The organism is Ruegeria lacuscaerulensis (assembly GCF_013031245.1).
Taxonomy (GTDB): domain Bacteria; phylum Pseudomonadota; class Alphaproteobacteria; order Rhodobacterales; family Rhodobacteraceae; genus Ruegeria; species Ruegeria lacuscaerulensis_C.
This window is the reverse complement of sequence record NZ_WPZL01000011.1, coordinates 21379-41641: the sequence shown is the minus strand read 5'-3', so window position 1 is coordinate 41641 and position 20263 is coordinate 21379. Positions and strand designations below refer to the sequence as shown.

Annotated in this window: 22 protein-coding genes; 15 read left to right on the top strand and 7 right to left on the bottom strand. The window is 58.4% G+C overall.

Annotated features, from left to right (window positions below; translation table 11 throughout):
* Positions 1–26 precede the first annotated feature (26 nt).
* The 3 genes from GOX66_RS14235 to GOX66_RS14225 are packed head-to-tail and all read left to right on the top strand — an operon-like array spanning position 27 to position 4760.
* Positions 27–1208, top strand: coding sequence for an aminotransferase class I/II-fold pyridoxal phosphate-dependent enzyme (locus GOX66_RS14235; protein WP_170763402.1), 1182 nt, complete (start codon positions 27–29; stop codon positions 1206–1208).
* Between the two features lie 14 nt (positions 1209–1222).
* Positions 1223–4123, top strand: a complete 2901-nt coding sequence (locus tag GOX66_RS14230) for a DNA translocase FtsK (RefSeq protein WP_170763401.1) — start codon at positions 1223–1225, stop codon at positions 4121–4123.
* A gap of 40 nt (positions 4124–4163) precedes the next feature.
* Positions 4164–4760, top strand: a complete 597-nt coding sequence (locus GOX66_RS14225; RefSeq protein ID WP_170763400.1) for a LolA family protein — start codon at positions 4164–4166, stop codon at positions 4758–4760.
* A 12-nt stretch (positions 4761–4772) separates the two neighbouring features.
* Here the strand turns inward: GOX66_RS14225 and GOX66_RS14220 are convergent, their stop codons facing one another.
* Entirely contained in the window at positions 4773–5354 is a 582-nt protein-coding gene (locus GOX66_RS14220; protein WP_170743170.1) for a transglycosylase SLT domain-containing protein, read from the bottom strand.
* Between the two features lie 60 nt (positions 5355–5414).
* Positions 5415–6296 (bottom strand): AEC family transporter, encoded by an 882-nt coding sequence (locus GOX66_RS14215; protein WP_170763399.1) that lies wholly within the window; start codon positions 6294–6296, stop codon positions 5415–5417.
* 79 nt (positions 6297–6375) lie between these two features.
* Between GOX66_RS14215 and hspQ the strand changes: the two genes are divergently transcribed.
* Positions 6376–6702 (top strand): heat shock protein HspQ, encoded by a 327-nt coding sequence (hspQ, locus tag GOX66_RS14210; protein WP_170743172.1) that lies wholly within the window; start codon positions 6376–6378, stop codon positions 6700–6702.
* 24 nt (positions 6703–6726) lie between these two features.
* Here the strand turns inward: hspQ and GOX66_RS14205 are convergent, their stop codons facing one another.
* The 3 genes from GOX66_RS14205 to GOX66_RS14195 all read right to left on the bottom strand — a co-directional run bounded on the left by GOX66_RS14205 (position 6727) and on the right by GOX66_RS14195 (position 9328).
* Entirely contained in the window at positions 6727–8304 is a 1578-nt protein-coding gene (locus GOX66_RS14205) for a gamma-glutamyltransferase family protein (RefSeq protein WP_170763398.1), read from the bottom strand.
* 212 nt (positions 8305–8516) lie between these two features.
* Positions 8517–8933, bottom strand: a complete 417-nt coding sequence (locus tag GOX66_RS14200; protein ID WP_237212613.1) for an ATP-binding protein — start codon at positions 8931–8933, stop codon at positions 8517–8519.
* A gap of 56 nt (positions 8934–8989) precedes the next feature.
* The gene (locus GOX66_RS14195; RefSeq protein ID WP_170763396.1) at positions 8990–9328 is read right to left on the bottom strand and encodes an STAS domain-containing protein; all 339 of its coding nucleotides are present in this window, start codon (positions 9326–9328) and stop codon (positions 8990–8992) included.
* A gap of 102 nt (positions 9329–9430) precedes the next feature.
* On the opposite strand from GOX66_RS14195, the gene GOX66_RS14190 reads away from it, so the two are divergent.
* The 3 genes from GOX66_RS14190 to GOX66_RS14180 all read left to right on the top strand — a co-directional run bounded on the left by GOX66_RS14190 (position 9431) and on the right by GOX66_RS14180 (position 11726).
* Positions 9431–10603, top strand: coding sequence for a thiolase family protein (locus GOX66_RS14190; protein ID WP_170763395.1), 1173 nt, complete (start codon positions 9431–9433; stop codon positions 10601–10603).
* A 54-nt stretch (positions 10604–10657) separates the two neighbouring features.
* Positions 10658–11113, top strand: coding sequence for a GAF domain-containing protein (locus GOX66_RS14185; RefSeq protein WP_170763394.1), 456 nt, complete (start codon positions 10658–10660; stop codon positions 11111–11113).
* An 88-nt stretch (positions 11114–11201) separates the two neighbouring features.
* Entirely contained in the window at positions 11202–11726 is a 525-nt protein-coding gene (locus GOX66_RS14180; protein WP_170763393.1) for a GNAT family N-acetyltransferase, read from the top strand.
* Positions 11727–11838: 112 nt separating this feature from the next.
* Here the strand turns inward: GOX66_RS14180 and GOX66_RS14175 are convergent, their stop codons facing one another.
* Both GOX66_RS14175 and GOX66_RS14170 read right to left on the bottom strand, forming a co-directional pair.
* Positions 11839–12234: an SHOCT domain-containing protein gene (locus GOX66_RS14175; RefSeq protein WP_170763392.1), complete on the bottom strand. Its 396-nt coding sequence runs from the start codon at positions 12232–12234 to the stop codon at positions 11839–11841.
* A gap of 103 nt (positions 12235–12337) precedes the next feature.
* A complete protein-coding gene (locus GOX66_RS14170; protein WP_336509481.1) occupies positions 12338–12607 on the bottom strand; it encodes a DUF1294 domain-containing protein in 270 nt (89 codons plus the stop codon).
* Positions 12608–12736: 129 nt separating this feature from the next.
* Here GOX66_RS14170 and GOX66_RS14165 point away from each other — a divergent pair, with 129 nt between their 5' ends.
* Genes GOX66_RS14165 through GOX66_RS14130 form a run of 8 tightly spaced genes read left to right on the top strand, consistent with a single transcriptional unit; the run spans position 12737 to position 20233 of the window.
* The gene (locus GOX66_RS14165) at positions 12737–13306 is read left to right on the top strand and encodes a helix-turn-helix domain-containing protein (RefSeq protein ID WP_170763390.1); all 570 of its coding nucleotides are present in this window, start codon (positions 12737–12739) and stop codon (positions 13304–13306) included.
* On the top strand, positions 13306–13929 hold the full coding sequence (locus GOX66_RS14160; RefSeq protein WP_170763389.1) for a LysE family translocator: 624 nt from the start codon (positions 13306–13308) through the stop codon (positions 13927–13929). The genes GOX66_RS14165 and GOX66_RS14160 overlap by 1 nt, the downstream gene beginning before the upstream one ends.
* 4 nt (positions 13930–13933) lie before the next feature.
* A complete protein-coding gene (locus GOX66_RS14155; protein WP_170763388.1) occupies positions 13934–14314 on the top strand; it encodes a GFA family protein in 381 nt (126 codons plus the stop codon).
* Positions 14315–14329: 15 nt separating this feature from the next.
* On the top strand, positions 14330–16780 hold the full coding sequence (locus tag GOX66_RS14150; protein WP_170763387.1) for a GcvT family protein: 2451 nt from the start codon (positions 14330–14332) through the stop codon (positions 16778–16780).
* Between the two features lie 17 nt (positions 16781–16797).
* A complete protein-coding gene (locus tag GOX66_RS14145; protein ID WP_170763386.1) occupies positions 16798–17274 on the top strand; it encodes a cupin domain-containing protein in 477 nt (158 codons plus the stop codon).
* Between the two features lie 12 nt (positions 17275–17286).
* On the top strand, positions 17287–18339 hold the full coding sequence (locus GOX66_RS14140) for an alcohol dehydrogenase family protein (RefSeq protein WP_170763385.1): 1053 nt from the start codon (positions 17287–17289) through the stop codon (positions 18337–18339).
* Between the two features lie 12 nt (positions 18340–18351).
* A complete protein-coding gene (locus GOX66_RS14135; protein WP_170763384.1) occupies positions 18352–19242 on the top strand; it encodes a homocysteine S-methyltransferase family protein in 891 nt (296 codons plus the stop codon).
* Positions 19243–19252: 10 nt separating this feature from the next.
* Positions 19253–20233, top strand: a complete 981-nt coding sequence (locus tag GOX66_RS14130; protein WP_170763383.1) for a GlxA family transcriptional regulator — start codon at positions 19253–19255, stop codon at positions 20231–20233.
* Positions 20234–20263: the final 30 nt, after the last annotated feature.

The window sequence follows — 20263 nt, the reverse complement described above, 5'->3', positions numbered from 1 at the left end:
ATGACCCCGATATTGAGGCAGCTATTATGAAATTCCCCGAGCGGTTTTCGAACCTACCGGCTTATGCATTCCCGCGTCTGCGCGCCCTGCTGGACCACCATCAGCCGGGCGGAGACGTGATTCACATGACCATTGGCGAGCCAAAGCATGATTTTCCTGCCTGGGTAACTGATGTGATCATGGAAAACGCCGCCGGGTTTCAGGGCTATCCGCAGAACGAGGGCACGCCTGAGCTGCGTGGTGCGATTACTGACTGGATTGCGCGTCGCTACGGCGTGACGATGGACCCGGAAATCAACGTAATGGCGCTGAACGGCACGCGTGAGGGCCTGTACAACGCCGCTATGGCGCTGTGCCCGGAGCAGAAAAACGGCCAGAAGCCGGTTATCCTGTGCCCGAACCCGTTCTATCAGGTCTATATGGTTGCCTCGATTTCGGTTGGGGCCGAGCCGGTTTTTGTGCCTGCAACCGCCGCCACAGGCCATCTGCCCGATTATGCCGGTCTGCCCGAGGACGTGCTGAACCGTACTGCCGTGGCCTACATCTGCTCGCCCGCCAATCCGCAGGGGGCCGTTGCGTCGCGCGATTACTGGGCCGAGTTGATCCAGCTGGCCGAAAAGTACGATTTCCGTATCTTTGCCGATGAGTGCTATTCCGAGATTTACCGCGACGAGGCGCCGGCCGGCGTATTGACCGTTGCGCAGGAACTGGGGGCCGATCCCGAACGGATCACGCTGTTCAACTCGCTGTCGAAGCGATCGAATCTGGCCGGTCTGCGCTCGGGTCTGATTGCTGGCGGGCCAGAGACGATCAAACGGGTCAAGCTATTGCGCAGCTATGCGGGTGCGCCTTTGCCCGCGCCGTTACAGGCGGCCGCGGCAAAGGTCTGGGTGGACGAGGTTCATGTTGCCGAGAACCGCGCACTCTATCAGGAAAAATACACGATTGCCGATGAGGTATTTGCCGGCGTTCAGGGCTATATGCCGCCCGAGGCCGGGTTTTTCCTGTGGCTGCCGGTCGAAGACGGCGAAGAAACCGCATTGAAGCTGTGGCAGGAGACCGGGGTTCGGGTCCTGCCGGGCGCATATCTTTCACAAGGTGATCCGGGGCAAAACCCGGGCGAACAATTTATCCGGGTTGCGATGGTGGCCCCAAAAACTGAGATGAAGCGCGGTCTGATCACACTCCGCGACTGCATCTATTCGTGAGGTACGAGGGCAAAATGGCATCATATAACGCGCGCAACCGCGATCCATTGCTGGACAGCACGACTCAGGCCGCCATCGAACGGCGCAGCAAGGAACTGATCGGGATCGCCCTGATCCTGCTGGGTCTGGCAGCCGCCACGATGATCTGGTCCTACACGCCGGATGATCCGAACTGGATGGTCTCGACGGACGCGCCGGTACAGAACTGGATGGGTCGGACCGGTGCCTCGATCGCGGCGCCGCTGTTCATGATCGTCGGGTGGGGTAGCTGGAGCATCGCGCTGGTGCTGATCGGCTGGGGTGTACGTTTCGCCGGGCATTTTGGCGAAGAACGCGCGGTTGGTCGCCTGATCTTTGCGCCGATCTGGATTGCTGTTGTTTCTGTCTACGCGGCCACACTGGTACCGGGTGAGGCGTGGCGTACCACCCATAGCTTTGGTCTGGGCGGATTGTTTGGCGATACGGTGATGGGCGCATTGCTGACGCTGCTGCCGATTTCCTCGCATTTCATGGTCAAGCTGATGTCTCTGGCCATGGCCACCGGGATGCTGGCGCTGGGTGTGTTCGTCCTGGGCTTTACGAAAGGGGACGTTCGTAAAGGGTTCCGCGCTTTCCTGCTGGGTCTCGTCATGTCTTACGATATCCTGATGAACCAGCTGGGCCGCGGCGCCGCCGCCACAGCGCAAGCTGCGCGCGAACGCCGCTCGCAGTGGGACGAGCGCAAGGCCGCACGCGCTGAGGCTTCCGAGGCCGTGTTCGATGACGATTTGGCCTATGCGGACCCGGTTTTCGAAGATCCTGATTTCGATGAGCCCGAGCCTGCAAAACCCGGTCTGCTGGCGCGGATGCCCAGCCTGATCCGCCGCCCGGATCCGATGCCCGAGCCCGAACTGATCGATCGGGAGCCTGTGGCCGGGTTTGACGAGATGCCGGGAGAGGACCGTATCCGTTCCAAGATTTCCGCCGCCGTGCGCAACCGCAAGGTGGCAACAGGCGAGGTGACGCCTGAGCATGATCCGAACCTGCCTCTGACCAAGGGGCGAGGTCGGGGACCCGACCCGCTGATCCTGAACTCCGGCCCCGCCGGAGATCTGCCGCCCGAACCACCGATGACTGCGACCGGATTGCCGCCCGAGCCTATGCTGACAGGGGAACCTGCGCCCGAATGGCAGGAACCGCTGCATCAGGATTTTGCGCCCGAGTCCGATTACGTGGATGAGGCGGTGTTCGAGGACGCACCTGTTCCCGAACCAGCACCGCAACAGCGCCCCGCGATGAAAATCCCGGTCGCTGAGCCGCGCAAACCAGTAGTAGCGCAGCCTGTACGCCGTACCCCGCCGCCCTCGCGCCGGGCGCAGGCCGAGGCGCAGCCTGCGCTGTCATTCGAGGAAAGGCACTCGGATTTCGAACTGCCGCCGCTTGGTCTTCTGTCCAACCCGGCCAGCATTCAGCGTCATCACCTCAGCGATGAGGCGCTGGAGGAAAACGCGCGGATGCTCGAAAACGTGCTGGATGACTATGGCGTCAAGGGTGAGATCGTCAGTGTGCGCCCCGGCCCGGTCGTCACAATGTACGAACTGGAACCGGCCCCGGGCCTGAAAGCCAGCCGCGTGATCGGTCTGGCGGACGATATCGCGCGGTCAATGTCGGCTCTGTCGGCGCGGGTTTCGACCCTGCCGGGCCGTTCGGTGATCGGGATCGAATTGCCAAATGAAAACCGCGAGATGGTGGTGCTGCGCGAGATTCTCGCCAGCCGCGACTTTGGGGATGGCAACCATGCGCTGCCTTTGGCCTTGGGCAAGGATATCGGTGGTGAATCCGTCGTGGCGAACCTTGCCAAGATGCCTCACTTGCTGATCGCGGGGACCACCGGTTCCGGTAAGTCGGTGGCGATCAACACCATGATCCTTTCGCTGCTGTACAAGCTGACGCCGGATGAGTGCCGCCTGATCATGATCGATCCCAAGATGCTGGAACTGTCTGTTTATGACGGCATCCCGCATCTGTTGTCGCCCGTTGTGACCGACCCGAAAAAGGCGGTTGTCGCCCTGAAATGGGTCGTGGGCGAGATGGAGGATCGTTACCGCAAAATGTCCAAAATGGGCGTCCGCAACATCGCCGGCTACAACGGCCGCGTAAAGGACGCTTTGGCCAAGGGCGAGATGTTCAGCCGCACGGTGCAGACCGGATTTGACGATGAAACCGGTGAACCTATGTTCGAGACCGAAGAATTCGCGCCCGAAGCGATGCCCTATATCGTCGTGATCGTCGATGAAATGGCCGACCTGATGATGGTTGCGGGCAAAGAGATCGAAGCCTGCATTCAGCGTCTGGCCCAGATGGCGCGGGCCTCGGGAATCCACCTGATCATGGCGACGCAGCGACCTTCGGTTGACGTGATCACCGGTACGATCAAAGCGAACTTCCCGACCCGGATTTCGTTCCAGGTGACGTCAAAAGTCGACAGCCGCACGATTCTGGGCGAGATGGGCGCCGAGCAACTGCTGGGGCAGGGCGACATGCTCTATATGGCCGGTGGCGCCAAGATCACCCGTTGCCATGGCCCGTTTGTCTCAGACGAAGAGGTCGAAGAAATCGTCAACCATCTGAAACAGTTCGGTCCGCCGGACTACGTGAGCACTGTATTGGACGGCCCGGCCGAGGACAAAGCCGACAATATCGATGCCGTTCTGGGTCTGAACACCGGTGGCAATACCAACGGAGAAGACGCTCTTTACGATCAGGCGGTGGCGATTGTGATCAAGGATCGCAAATGCTCAACCTCGTACATTCAGCGGAAACTCGCCATTGGTTACAACAAGGCTGCGCGGCTTGTTGAGCAAATGGAGGACGAAGGCGTTGTTTCGGCGGCAAATCACGTCGGTAAGCGGGAAATCCTCGTCCCCGAGCAGTAGGATATTTAATAACAAGGGCAAAGCGCTTATCTGGTTCCTCATGAAACAGATTGCTTTTGCCCTTGCTTTGACACTGGCCGCGCCTGCGGCCTGGGCCGCTGATAAGCTGCCGCTGTCGCAAATCTCCAACTATCTGAATGGTCTCAAGACCGTTGAGACCACGTTCACGCAGGTCAATGATGACGGCTCGCTCAGCACCGGTAAGTTGTGGATGGAGCGGCCCGGAAAGATGCGGTTCGAATATGATCCGCCCAACAGCGCCGTTGTTCTGGCGCGGGCCGGAACCGTTCAGATATTCGATCCGAAATCCAATCAACCGCCCGAGCAGTACCCGCTGAAGCGCACGCCGCTGTCACTGGTGCTGGCGCGGAACGTCAATCTGGAGCAGGCGAATATGGTGGTCGGCCATGATTTCGATGGTACCGCCACGGTCGTTACGGCTCAGGATCCGAAGAACCCCGACTCTGGGCGGATCGAGCTGATGTTCACCGGAGATCCGATCGAGCTGCGCAAATGGGTCATTCACGACAACGCAGGCAATCAGACAACCGTGCTGCTGGGTCAGCTGAACAAAGGTGGAAACCTCAGTAACGATCTGTTTTCGAAATCGAAAAGAAGCGGGTCAGGCAATCGCTGACCCGCGGATCGTTCAGTAGCGGCAACCGGACAGTTGCGCCTGATACAGCTTAGCGCGCGCATCCACGTCGTTAGCGACATTCAGCAGCCAGGTCTTGCCGTAATGGCTGCCGCGGGCATAGCCGGTATGGCCTTCGTGGTAGGCCAGATACTGGTTGCGCGTGTCGCTCGGGTGAATGCCGTTCCGCTCATAGCTTTTGTTCATGTACCAGCCAATGAAATCCGACGCGTCGCGGATACGGTCGCGCTTGGCGCGGCGTTTACCGGTTTCCTTTTGGTACTGATCCCAAGTTCCATCCAACGCCTGGCTGAAACCATAGGCGCTGCTCTGCCGGCCCATCGGGATTACGCCCAATACGTATTTGTGCGGGGTCCGTGCATCGTGCTTGTAGCGGCTTTCCTGATAGATCGTTGCCATCTGAACATGGATTGGTACGCCCCACTTACGCTCAGTGCTTTTGAACGCCTTCATGTAATCGGGCCGTTCGCGCGCAATGCTGCACGCGTCATTCAATTTGCTGGGCGGTTGCTTGGATCCGCCCCCACAGGATGCCAAAAGCAGCACCCCGAAGAGTACGATAAGAATTCTGCTCATGTGCCTCGTGCCTTTTTTCTTTATTCTAGCGCAGATTGAGCCGCGAGGAAATCACAATCGTTACAGAACAATAGCTAGAATTAGCGGTAACGCGCCCACGGCCAAGGCGGTCGAGACCATAACCAGCCCTGCCACCGCGTCCGTATCCGCGTCAAAGCGTTCGGCCAGCAGATAAGAGGTAACGGCAACCGGCGTGCACATCTGCAGGACCATGACACCAAAGGCGGTTTTATCCAGTCCGAACAACAGTGCGAAACCCCAGCCCAGAACAAAGCACACGAGGAGTTTCAGGAGCGACAGCCAAACGGCCTGACCAATCTTGCGCGGCGTCAGGCGGGCGATTGCGACGCCAACCGTTATCAACATCATCGGAATGGCCATCTGACCCAGCAATTCCAGTGTGTTGGTCAGAAATACCGGCGTTTCCCAGCCACGCCACAGGAACAGAGCCCCCAACAACGTGGCCCAGACCATCGGTTCCCGTGCCGCCTTGCCGAACCCACCTTTCCCGGCGACCAGATAGATCCCGTAAGTGAAAGAAAACAATGCGGTTACGGCTAGAAAAATCACCGCAAACCCCAGCCCGGCCTGCCCAAAGGCAAATATACACAGCGGCAGGCCCAGATTGCCGGTGTTGCCGAAAATCAGCGGTGAAAGATATGTTCTCCGGTCCAGTCCCTTAAGCCGTACGAACGCTTCAAAGACGATGGCAAGCCCGACATGCCCGGTGATCGCAGCCAGCGTGAAACGGGTCAGCTCTCCTGCCGGAATTTCGGTTTGCATCAGCGCAACAAAGATCAGACTGGGGACCGCAAGGGTCACAGCCAGCCGTGTCACAAACTCCAGCCGGTACTCAAACCCAAGCTTAACCCACGTAAAACCGATCGCCGCAAGCAGAAAGACCGGAGCCACGATTTCGAACACTGTCAGCAAGAGGTTCACAGACTGTTTCCCTGATTTTCAGATCAATGATTGGCATTTCGGCCCGGAAAGAGGTAGTAAGATCCTTGGGGGCAATAAAATGTTGAAGACACACGCCAAGTACCGGCTGGGCCAGGTGGTCCGCCATAAAAAACATCCCTTTCGAGGGGTGATCTTTGACGTGGACCCGGAATTTTCAAACACGGAAGAATGGTATCAGGCCATTCCCGAGGACAGCCGCCCGATCAAGGATCAGCCGTTTTATCATTTGCTGGCAGAAAACGACCAATCCTTCTATGTAGCTTATGTTTCTGAACAAAATCTGGTTGCGGATCAATCCGGTGAGCCGGTTGAGCACCCCGATATTCCTGACATGTTTGGTCCTTTCGAAAACGGGGCATACCCGCTTCACTTTCATCTGAACTGACTTAACGAACTGGCACCTCATTCCTTAGTATCCAAGCGCACATCCGTCCTTTCGGGGGTCGCTTGCGCCCTCTAAAACGCCATTCTCACGGATTCGTATCGCCTGTGCTCCGCCCAGTGGTGTTTCCGGAATCTGAACGTTGTGACCTATTTCGGATAATTGTTGAGAAACTACTGGCGAAATACCGCGTTCCAACTTCAATACATCATTGTCGGCAAAAGCACGGGGTGCATCGATTGTGGCCTGCAGGCCAAGGCCATGGTCGGTCAGGTTGGACACAAACCGGGCGTGCCCGGTCGGTTGAAATGCGCCGCCCATTACTCCAAATGGCATCAGAACCCGGCCATTCTGTTTCAAAACTCCGGGAATAATCGTGTGCATGGGGCGCTTGCCGGGGCCAAGCTCGTTCGGGTGGCCGGCTTGCAGGGTAAAGCCGGCCCCGCGGTTCTGGAGTAGAATTCCGTATTTTTCAGACGCGATTCCTGACCCGAAGCTGTGAAAAATGGAATAGATCAGCGACACAGCCATCCTGTCGCGGTCAACCACCGTGATATAGACGGTGTCCTTGTGGATGGCCTCGGTCAGCGATGCAGCCGCGGGCATGGCACGTTTCGGGTCAATCAACGCGGCCAATTTATCGGCCACAGACTGATCCAGAAACCGATCAGCGTGCGTCGTATGATCGGGGTCGGCAATGAACCGGTTCCGCGCGTCATAGGCGAGTTTCGAGGCTTCGGCTTCGATGTGAATGCGTTCGGCCCCGAAAGGATCCATGCGTGCAATATCGAAGTTCTTGAGGATGTTCAGCAGCAATATGGCGGTCGCGCCCTGTCCGTTCGGCGGATGCTCAACAAGGTCGATACCCTGATAGATACCGCTGACGGGCCGGGTGTCAGTGCATCTGGTGGTTTGAAAATCTTCGGATGTATGCGCGCCGCCCAATTGGGTCAAAGCTGCGATCATGTCCTCGGCGATGTCACCGGTATAGAACGCATCCCGCCCTGTCCGGGCGATCTGGCGCAGAACTTCGGCTTGACCGGGTGCCCGAAAGACTTGCCCGGTTTCTGGCGCCGCGTCGTTATCCAGGTAAAAAGCGCGTGCTGCCCCCTGCAGGGTTGCAGCCCCTGTTTTCCAGTCAAATGCTACCCTTGGTGCAACCGGCACGCCGGTCTCTGCGTAGTGAATGGCGGGTTGCAATATGGCGTCCAGCCCCAGTTTCCCTTCGGTTTCCGCCAAATGGCAAAACGCATCCACAGCGCCGGGTACGGTCACCGCATCCGGGGTGTTCAGAGGAACTTCCGTCAGTCCCCGCTCTCGTAGTTTACTCGTATCGGCAGCAGCAGGCGCGCGGCCCGAGCCATTCAGGGCGCGGATATTGGTCTCACCCGCACGGTTAAACAAAACAAAGCAATCGCCGCCCAATCCGGTCATTTGTGGTTCGCAAATGCCCAATAGAACCGCTCCGGCAATGGCCGCATCCATTGCGTTGCCGCCTTGCGAAAGAATATCCACTGCAACCTTCGCGGCCAGAGGATGAGACGTTGCGCACATCCCTTCTGTCGCAAGAACTTCGGACCGGCCTGTTGTGTGAAAATCCCGCATTGCTTTGCCTTCCCAATCGAACGCGGAGAAGGTATCGCGCGCCCTGAGGTTGTCCAGTCAAATCAATGGGAAGATCCTCGGCGCCGCTCACTGGGTGGGGGCTGTGACATATGGCGCCGAGGGAAGCTATCTGAGCTACAAGGAAATGTATGCCCCTCGTTTGGGGCGCGACAATGGTTCGATCTGGGCGTTAATGTGACCATTTCTTGCCGCTAGGTCATTTCGGGGAAATCGAAACGCAGGGACAGCCTGTTGCAGCCGTCACTGCGCTCATAGCGGATATCACTGGTAAGCTCATGTATCAGAAACCAGCCAAACCCGCCTTCGGGCAACTCGTCAACGGATGATCCCAGCGGCGCGGGAACCCCTTCCGGAACGCGAAAACCCGGCAACGGATTGCCGGTGTCAGAGATTAGAATAACAAGCCAGTTCCGGTGCAGACGACACCGCACCTTGACCTTGGCAGGGGTGACGCCGGCATAGGCGTGTTCCACCACATTGTTGATGGCTTCTGCCAAAGCGATCTTCACATCGCTGGCTTTGTGAGCCGGAAGCCCCTGTGCCGCCAGGCACCTGCTGAGTTGAGCGATGCCGATACTGGCCTCGGACTCGGTGGCTGCGAAGCTCAAATCTAAACACTTGCCGTTACACATGGGCGACGCGCCTATTCAGATGTTCCCAGGGGTCATTCCGCAGTCGCCGACATGGCGTCATCCAAAGTCGGGTACAGCTTGAATACCGTGTCCATGCGCGTCAGTCGAAACACCTTTTCAACGAAAGGATGCAACCCGGCCAGATCCAGTCTGCGGTCGTTGCCAAGCTGTTTCATAGAGGCGACGATTGCACCCAAACCACTCGAATCGATAAATTCGACCCCCGTCAGGTCCAGCACCACCCGAGTGGCCCCGCCGTCAGCTTCACTGCGCATGTCTTCTTTGAATTGAATGGCCATTGCGGCATCAATCCGGTCGGAATGAACTGTTATAATCTGGGTCGCGTCGGTTGTAGTGCTGGTCAAGGCCATGCGCCACGGTCCTTTAAACTGAAATTCACTGGTAGAAATACGCTAGACGGCAATTCTTACCATTCGGTATCCATCAATCAGGAAAAGAGGAGGAGCATCCAGATGAAGCAAGTTGTGATCGCCGGCGCCGCGCGCACCCCTATGGGTGGGTTTCAAGGGATGTTCGACGGCGTGGCCGCAGCCGAATTGGGCGGAACCGCCATCCGCGCCGCATTGCAGGGCGCCGGAGCTGAAACAGTGGATGAGGTTCTGATGGGTTGCGTTTTGCCTGCGGGCCAGGGTCAGGCGCCCGCGCGTCAGGCCGGGTTTGCGGGGGGGTTGGGCGAAGAGGTGCCGGCGACAACTCTCAACAAGATGTGCGGTTCGGGGATGAAGGCAGCGATGATGGCCTTCGATCAGATTGCCCTGGGGCATGCGGACACGATGATCGCGGGCGGCATGGAGAGCATGACAAATGCACCCTACCTACTGCCGAAAATGCGCGGAGGTGCGCGGATCGGGCATGGGCAGGTGGTTGATCACATGTTTCTGGACGGGCTTGAGGACGCCTATGACAAGGGTCGTCTGATGGGAACATTCGCCGAGGATTGCGCCGAAGCCTATCAGTTCACGCGAGAAGCGCAGGACGAATACGCGCTGCAGTCTTTGTCCAATGCTCTTTCGGCGCAAGAAAACGCAGCGTTCGACAGAGAGATTGCCCCGGTCGTGACACGAACCCGCAAGGGAGAGGTTACCTTTGCCGAAGACGAACAACCGAAATCCGCGCGGCCTGAAAAAATCCCGTCGCTGAAACCGGCCTTTCGAAAGGATGGCACTGTAACGGCCGCCAACTCTTCATCGATCTCCGACGGAGCCGCCGCTCTGGTACTGGCGTCTGCCGAGGCGGCCGAGGCGCAAGGTTTGACCGTTCGCGCCCGCGTATTAGGTCATGCCAGCCACGCGCAGGCTCCCGGTCTTTTCACCACCGCCCCGGTTCCAGCGGCGCAGAAGCTGTTGACCAGTATCGGATGGTCCAATGACGATGTGGACTTGTGGGAGGTCAACGAAGCCTTCGCCGTTGTGCCGATGGCCTTCATGCATGAGATGGGCCTGCCGCGCGACAAGGTCAACGTGAACGGCGGGGCCTGCGCGCTGGGCCATCCGATTGGCGCATCAGGCGCGCGGATCATGGTCACGCTGCTGAATGCCTTGGAAAAGAGGAACCTCAAACGTGGCGTGGCTGCGATCTGTATCGGGGGTGGCGAAGGCACAGCAATTGCGATCGAACGTGTTTGACGCTTAAACCGTTTCCAAATACTCCGGGGCAGACTTTTGCCAGAGAGTATGACCATGACCGCCGACTATGACACGCTTGCCAAAACCATCGCCGCGCTGACGGAAGGCGAAACCGATGAGGTCGCATTAATGGCGACGGTTGCTTGCGAGGTGCATCACGCGGATGATCGGTTTGACTGGACAGGTTTTTATCGCGTCACCGAACCGGGCCTGTTGAAAATCGGGCCGTATCAGGGCGGTCACGGCTGCCTGGTGATTCCTTTCGAGCGCGGCGTCTGCGGCGCTGCCGCGCGGACGGGTAAGGTTCAGCTGGTGCCGGATGTCGACGCATTTCCGGGACATATTGCCTGTGCCTCGTCCACGCGATCCGAACTGGTATTGCCGGTCAGCAACGCGTCCGGCGAGATCATTGCGGTATTCGACATCGACAGCGACCGGCCGGATGCGTTTACGGCGGTTGATGCTGAAAACCTGACTGCGATTTTGTCGAAGACGTTCGCGAGCGCGTAGTTCACGCGCAAGCGGTGCTGGGTTGCGATCTGACGCGCTTGCCTCAGATTTGTTAGGGTCGGGTTATCGAAAAGGTGCGGATGCAGACATGATACCAGACCGTTTTGCCACTCAGCGGCTTTCCGTCAGCGATTGGCGCCCCGAAATCGCTGACCAGCGTCTGCGGCGTACGCTGGAAGTTGATTTGACAAAGGTGTTGACCCCAGCGGTCTTAAAGCCTTTGCCGCCGTCCATGCAGTTGGAGGGCCAGCTGGAAGGTGTCACGGCGTGGATAGATGCGCGCCATGCTGAAAGCGACGTACTGCTTGTCCGCCAACAACAAGATAATCAGTTGATCGGGTTGATGATTTTGGCCCGCAGCCCTGATGCAATGGATTCGCTGACAATCCATATCGGCTATCTGTTTGCGGAATCGGCGTGGGGTTTTGGCTATGCAACTGAGCTGCTGAACGGATTTGTCGCCGCGTGCAGCTTTGATCAAACTCTTCGCCTTGTTGCCGGAGTCGAGCACGACAATCCCGCCTCTGCCCGTGTGCTGCAGAAAACGGGATTTATGTTGCTGCCTGAACAATCTTCTGAAAGCACTGAAATGTACTTTAGGGACATTGTATAGCTGGGCCTCGGGCGCAGCTATTCGGCTTTAACCAGATCGCAATTCTGCGCTTGCGTTGTAGCGACCTAAGCCTGCCCCAGCTTGTTCATTGTTCCGAAGATGCCGACAACCGTCAGGCTTGGAGGATCTTGGCCTTTTGCGCAGCAAATTCCTCGTCGGTCAGAACGCCTTTTTCCTTTAGCGCTGCAAGTCGTTCCAATTCATCTGCCGCCGATACGTTCGCCACCGAGCGGATATACTCTTTCTGGGCGTTTTCGATCTGATTCATGGTCTCGACACTGTGCTGGTGCATTTTTTCCCCGCGCACAATCAGATAAGCCAGAACGCCCATCCAGGGAATCAGGATTACGAAAGCGATCCACAGCGCCTTGCCGCCACCGCTCAGGTCCTTCGAGCGAAAAACGTCGGCGACAACCGATATCATCACCCAGAACCAGGCCACCATCAGGAACAGCCAGAAGATCGACCAGACTATATCGAAGAAACCAATCCCATTGTCCATTTTCATCCAACCCTTTGCTAATCTGCGAGAAATTCCTGCAACGGAAACCATGCAATTGTAACAGGCGGTTTTCGACTTGGTTAGATTTATTTCACGCGTGGCATTTCGTTCATGAAATGCCGGGAAGGACTTTTGTGACCAGCAGGTAAACCAGAACCGTCTGAGCACCAAAGATTGCAAACAGATACAGGGTAAATCGACGCTTGCGCGTTTTGTGTCTGAACATCCAGCGCCCTAAAATCGCGCCGGGGCTGCCGCCCAGCAGCGCAAGCAACAGCAAACGCCGCTCAGAAACCCGGCGTTTTCGCCGCCTTGCACCCAGCTTGTCCCATCCAAAAGCCAGCAATGTCAGGCCGTTGATGGTCCAAAGATATATCACTGCAATCCACATGGCGGATGGATAGCCAAACCCAGCGAAACACCCAAGTGAAAAAATCCTTGGTTTTTTCACCGATTCGGGGCATCGTGAAAAACAGAGGATAAATTTCACGGCAATCGGGGGCAACCAGTGAACAGCCAGGCACCGCACAGCGCATCACTCGGGGCGGATATCCGTGCCTTGCGCAAGGCACGTGGGTTGACGCTGACCGAGATTGCAGAACGGCTGAACCGGTCGGTTGGGTGGCTCAGCCAGGTCGAGCGCGATATGTCCGACCCTTCGATCTCGGACCTGCGCCAGATTGCCGAGTGCCTGGGCGTGCCGATGTCGATGCTGTTTGCCCATTCGGCGGCGCCCGCAGATGAGCAGGGCTATGTCGTGCGCACCGGATCGCGCCGCCCAATGGGGTCGGGTGAGGAAGGTTTGATCGAAGAATTGCTCTCACCCGATCTGACGGATGACTTCGAGATGGTGCATTCCACATTCGAGCCGCATTCGTGCATGCAGACACCTGCAGACCGTTCCACGCAGGAAGTCGGATACATGATCTCGGGTCATCTTGATCTGATTATCGGTGGCCGCAAGTTCACCGTCGGCCCCGGTGACAGCTTTCGGATCCGGCACGAGCCTTATCAATGGTCGAACCCGTATGACGAACCCGCCGTGGCCATCTGGGTCATCGCGCCGCCGGTGTACTGATGAGTTTCGAGGCCTGGACCATATTCGCGCTGTTCTGGGTGGTGTTCGTCACCACGCCGGGACCAAATGCGGTGAACTGTATCTCGAACGGGATGAGCCTGCCGTTTCCCAAGGCCATGCTGAGTGTTCTGGCGATCCTGACTCAGGCGAGCGCATTCTTAATCTTGTCAGCGCTGGGTGTAACCGCACTGATCGCGGCGTCACCAACCGGGTTCTTCATCGCCAAGCTGATTGGTGCCGGATTCCTGATTTGGGTGGGCATTCGTGGCTGGATGAACGCCGGCAGGCCCGTGCCTGCATCTGAACGGCCCGCGCGGCATGTCTATCTGCACGCGCTGGCCGTTGCCACGATCAATCCCAAAAGCGTTGCCGGATACCTCGCCGCCTTTTCGCAGTTCGTGCAGCCGGGCGTGCCGATCTGGCAGCAGATGTCGGTGATCATGCCGACCGCTTTGGTCATCACCACGCTCAGCTACACCGGGTTTACCCTGTTGGGCGCGTTGATGGGCAAGGCCGCGCTGGGCGCGGTGTTCAACGCCTGGGTCCGCCGTGTGATGGCGACCTGTTTCATCATCTACGGCGTGTTGCTGGGGGCCAGCACCACGTCCACAGCAAGGGGGTAATCACATGCACACCGGTACCTGCCTCTGTGGCGCGGTTGCGTTCAATATAGATGGAGAGCTGTCGCCGCCTTCGGCCTGCCATTGCGGCCAATGCCGCAAGCAATCGGGCCATGTCTGGGCATCGACCTCGACTCATCAGGACAACCTGAGTTTCACCGCCAGCGACACGCTGAGCTGGTTTCGTGCCTCGGACATTGCGCGACGCGGGTTTTGCCGCTCCTGCGGTTCGTTCCTTTTCTGGCAGCACAATGATGAGGACACGATTTCGATTTCCATGGGCGCGCTGGACGCGCCCACCGGACTGAACCTCGCCCGGCACATCTTTGTGGCCGACAAGGGCGATTACTACGACATCACAGACGATCTGCCTCAAGAGGCACAGTAATAGGGATCAAACAACATGAGTGATTTTCCGACAAAAGCCCGCGTGGTTATTATCGGTGGCGGCGTGGTGGGGACCTCCTCACTCTACCATCTGGCCAAGAAAGGCTGGACCGACTGCGTTCTGCTGGAAAAGAACGAACTGACCGCAGGCTCGACCTGGCACGCCGCTGGCAATGTACCGACGTTTTCGACCTCGTGGGCGATCATGAACATGCAGCGGTATTCGACCGAGCTGTACTCGCGTCTGGGTGAGGAAGTCGACTATCCGATGAACTATCACCAGACCGGCTCGATCCGACTGGCGCATTCGAAAGAGCGCGTGCAGGAGTTCGAGCGCGCCTGCGCCATGGGCCGCTATCAGGGTATCGAGATGGAGATGTGGACGCCGGAGCAGGCCAAGGAGCAGTACCCGTTCCTCGAAACCCACGACCTCGAAGGCGTGCTGTTTGACCCGAGCGACGGTGACATCGATCCGGCACAGCTGACACAAGCGTTGGCCAAGGGTGCGCGGGATATGGGGCAGAAGATTCTGCGCTTTACTCCGGCAACCGGCGTGACTCAGAACGACGACGGCACCTGGACGGTCAGCACCGAGAAAGGCGACATCGCCTGTGAATACGTCGTGAACGCTGCCGGGTATTACGCGCAGCGTGTAGGTGAGTGGTTCAAGCCTTTCGGTGGTCGAACCGTTCCGGCAATGGTCATGAGCCACCAGTACCTGCTAACCGACGAGGTTCCCGAAATCGAGGCGTGGTCCAAAGAAAACGATGGCAAAAAACTGCCGCTGCTGCGCGATGTGGATATCTCCTATTACCTGCGGCAGGAAAAGAACGGCTTCAACCTCGGCCCGTACGAGCCCAACTGCAAGGGCCACTGGATGACCGAGGATGACCCGATGCCCGAGGATTTCTCGTTCCAGCTGTGGAATGACGATCTTGACCGGATCGAGGATATCGTCACCGATGCGATGGAGCGGGTGCCGCTGATGGCAACCTCGGGCGTCGGTCGCGTCATCAACGGCCCGATCCCTTACGCGCCAGACGGGCTGCCGCTGATCGGACCGATGCCGGGCGTCAAGAACGCCTTTGAGGCACACACCTTCACTTTCGGCATCGCGCAGGGTGGTGGCGCAGGCAAGGTGCTGGCTGAATGGATCGTCGACGGGTTCACAGAATGGGATATGTGGGCCGTCGATCCGCGCCGCTATACCGATTACACAGATCAGGACTACTGCAACCAGAAAGGTCTGGAAGTCTACGGCAACGAATACGCCATGCACTTCCCGCACCATGAATGGCCTGCGGCGCGCGACAAGAAACTGTCCCCGGTCCACGCCAAGGTCAAGGAACTGGGCGGTGTCATGGGTGCCTATAACGGCTGGGAACGCGCCAACTGGTTCGCGCAGCCGGGCGATGACGTGAGCGAGGACAGCACCCACACATGGGGCCGCTCCGGCCCGTGGGAGCAGCGGATCAAGGAAGAATGCGAGGCCGTGCGGGATCATTGTGGCGTGTTGGATTTGCCAGGCTTCTCGCGTTTCATGGTCAAAGGAGAAGGCGCCGCCGAGGCGTTGCGCGGCCTCGCAACCGGTGGGTTGCCGAAGGTCGGCCGTATGAACCTGATCTATGTCTCGGATGATCGTGGCCGCATTCTGACCGAGATGTCCTGTATCCGTCTGGGCGATGACGAGTTCATGATGATCACCGCCGCTACCGCCCAGTGGCACGACCGCGATATTCTGATCAAGGCGATGCCCGCAAGTGTTACCGTCGAGGACGTGACCACCACTCGCGACACGCTGATCGTGACCGGTCCGCAATCGCGTGAGATCCTGTCGGGTCTGACCGATGCGGATTTGTCGACCGGTTGGCTGACTCACCAGTCGGCCACCGTTGCCGGGCAGCCCGCCTATCTGATCCGTGTCTCCTTCGCCGGAGAGCTGGGTTGGGAAGTTCATGCCCTGAACGAGCACATGCCCGCGATCTATGGCGCAATCACTGACGCGGGTGCAAAACCGTTCGGTATGTACGCGCTGAACAGCTTGCGTATCGAAAAGGGTTATCGCGCGTGGAAAGGCGATCTGTCGACCGACTTCTCGTTGCTCGAAGGTGGGTTGGGTCGCTTCGTCAAACTGGACAAGCCGCAGGATTTCCCCGGCAAGGCTGCGATCCTGAACGAAAAGCAGCAGGGCGCGAAAAAACAGTTCGTCACGCTTCTGGTCGACGCCAGGGATTGTGACGCGCCCTACATGTCCTGCATCTGGCATGATGGTCAGATCGTAGGCGAAACCACCTCTGGCGCATGGGGCTACCGCATCAATGCCTCTGTCGCGCTTGGCATGGTCCGCCCTGATCTGGCGGCTCCGGGTACTGAGCTCGAGGTCGAAATCTACGGCGAAAAATGTCGCGCTGTGGTACAGGAAGACCAGCCGCTTTGGGATCCCGCGAACGAGCGGCTGCGGGCATAAGCTGCAATGAGGGCACCATGAGTACGCGATATTCCAAATTGGGACCCGGAGAGGGTCCCAACTATGACTGGGAAAACGACCATACGTTCGTCAAGGTCTCCGGTCAGGATACGAATGGCGCTTATACGCTCATGGAAGACAACCTGAAGGCCAGCTTTGCGCTTGGCCTTCACCGTCATGACAGCCATGCCGAAACCTTCTATTTCCTGGCAGGCGAAGTGGACTTCTACGTCGATGGCGACTGGCTTCGTTGCGCGGCAGGTACGACTATGCATGTGCCTGCGGGCGTCCCTCATGCGTGCCGGGTGGCGGAGTCGGCGCCGGCAAAGATGCTGATGATCTTTCAGCCTTCGGGTTTCGATGGGCTTCTCGCGGAACTTGCAACGATGAGCGAGGCTGACTTTGCGGATGAGGCGAAGATGGCTGACCTGAATGCCCGCTATGACATTGTTCCGATGGGGCCAGTTCCGCCTCATCCGGACGATCAGAGCTGAAGGCGACCTGAGATGGCACCACCCGAACGCATGTCCGGCGTCTACCTGACCCGCCATGGTGGGCCAGAGGCGTTGGAGTGGCGCGAGGATATTCCGGTTCCTATTCCGGGGCCCGGACAGGTGCTTGTTCGCGTAGCGGCGGCAGGAGTAAACAACACCGACATCAATACGCGCGTTGGTTGGTATTCTTCCGAAGTGACCGGGGCGACCAATGCGGTTGTTCAGGAAGTCGACGCCGGAGGCTGGGGCGGGGCGCTTCAGTTCCCGCGCATTCAGGGCGGTGATTTGTGCGGAATTGTCGAGGTTGCCGGACTTGAAACCGGCTTCCAGTCGGGTCAGCGGGTGACCTGCCCGATAAATTTGCCACGTCCGCGGCCGGGCAACCCGACTGGATTCATTGCTCTGGGGTCGGAAGTGGATGGTGCTTTCGCGCAGTATTGTCTGGTCGAAGCCAGTGATCTTTACGATGTCACGGCATCACCGCTGTCCGATGTGGAAATCGCCGCCATTCCCTGCGCGTTCGGCACGGCAGAGAACCTGCTGACCCGTGCGGGGGTAACCTGTGGGCATAAGGTTCTGATCACGGGGGCATCCGGCGGAGTTGGTCTTGCCGCCGTCCAACTGGCCGCGCTGCGCGGAGCAACGGTCTGGGGTGTAACCAACCCGGCCAAGGCAGATGAGGTGAAAAGTCAGGGTGCCGTTGCAACCTTCGACCGCGACGCGCCTTTGCCGGGTGGCATGTTCGATGTTGTGATTGACGTCGTGGGTGGCCCCGCGTGGCCGGGCCTGATCCTGGCCCTGAAGCCGGGTGGCCATTATGCCGTCTCGGGGGCGATTGCCGGCCCCATGGTTCAGACCGACCTGCGCGACATCTATCTGCGCGATATCACCATTCACGGCTGCACCCATCAGACCTTCGAAGTGTTCGGACGGCTTGTTGAGTTGATAAACGCGGGCAGGATCAAGCCGCTGATCGCAAGGACCTACCCCCTGAAAAATATCGCAATGGCGCAGGAGGATTTTCAATCCAAGGCGCATCCCGGAAATCTCGTTCTGGTTCCCTGAGGAGGCTGAAACATGGCAGATATCACTCTTCTGGATGGCTCAATTGGGCAAGAACTGGTCAGGCGCAGCGGTGACAGGTCGACGCCATTGTGGTCGACGCGGGTGATGATCGATCACCCGGATCTGGTCGGGGATGTTCATGCCGATTATTTCCGCCGCGGGGCAACGATTGCGACCACGAACACCTATGCTGTTCACCGGTCACGACTTGAGCGTGTGGGGCTGGAAGATCAGCTAATTGATCTGATCGAGACGGCACTGTCGCAAGCCGAACGGGCGCGCACGGCTGGAGGGCGCATCGCCGGGGCACTTGGCCCGTTGCTGGCGTCGTACCGCCCGGATCTGAACCCTGATGTCAGTGAAGCCGCAGAAAAATTCGCCGAGATCGTGCGTATGATGACCGAACGCGTGGACCTGTTTCTGATCGAAACCGTGTCGTCAGTGCAGGAGGCCGAAGGCGCTCTGCGTGGCACAATGCAGGCGGGTAAGCCGGTCTGGCTGGCGCTTTCAGTGATGGATGACGATGGCACGCGCCTGCGCTCCGGTGAACCACTGTCCGATGTCGCACCTTTGGTGGATCGCTTTGCGCCCGAAGCCGTGCTTATCAATTGCACGCGCCCAGAGGTCGTACCAGATGCGCTGAGGATCATTGCACAGATGGGGCGGCCCTTTGGTGCCTATGCCAACGGCTTCACCAGGATTTCCCAGGAATTTCTGAGAGACGCGCCGACCGTAGATGCGTTGGAACAACGTCGGGACCTCGGGCCCGAGGCATATGCCGATCATGCCATGACATGGGTTGCACAAGGGGCGACGATTGTCGGCGGCTGCTGCGAAGTTGGCCCGGATCACATCGAAACACTTGCCAACCGGTTGCGAGCAGCCGGGCACCGGATTGTCTGAGGAGATGGTCATGCGGGCACGGTCGACCCCCAAAGTTTCAACGGACCCGGATCGGCGTCATTTCGATATCCTCGTCGCACCGGGCTATGTGCTGCTGGAACTTGCGTCACTGGTCGAGGTGTTGCGACTGGCGAACCGCGTATGTCCGCACCCACCGTTCACCTTCACCTACCGGTCTCTGAAGGGTGGGCCGATTGACAGCAGCAGTGACGCGACGATCCAGACTGAAACGGTTCCGACACATCCAAAGGCAGATTACCTGTTCGTGATTGGCAATTCCGACCCGGATCATCCAGACCTTTCGCTGGGTCGCGTCGTGTCGGGTTATACATTCCGCGGGTCTCAGGTCTTTTTGCTGGCAGAAGCCGCCAGCCGTTATATCGATGAACACGGTACCGCTGATATGGCAACCCATTGGGAAAACGCCTCCTTCCTGCGCGAACGCGGCGCACGGTTCGAGGCAAAGATGTCAATTGCCACGGAACAGGGCGGCGTAGTGACCTGTGCGGGGATGGAGGCGACAACCGATGTCGCCCTGGCCGTGATCGGGCGCCATATCTCGGGGCCGGCCAAGATGACGGTCGCCGATATCATGCTGCATGAAAACATCCGCGACTTTTCCTCGATGCAGCCTTTCTCAGGAACAAAGATGACTTCGACAGGTGACGCCAAGCTGGATCAGTGCATCAAGCTGATGCAGGCCAATATCGAGGACCCTCTGCCGATCCAGCAGATCGTCGATTCGCTGCATCTGTCGAACCGGTCACTGGAACGCAAATTCAAAACCTTTTTCGGAACCACACCTAACGGATTTTACCGCGAGATGCGGTTGGCCAGAGCCAACAACCTGTTGCTGAACACCACGATGAGCGTCCGGGAAATTGGTCTGGCCTGCGGCTTTCCCAACGGATTCTCCTCGGTCTACAAAAGTTTCTTTGGCGTCACGCCTTTTGTACTAAGGCGGGAAAAGCGAGCGGCTTCACATCGGTGATTTTTGCGGACGCTCTGACGTTTTTGGTGC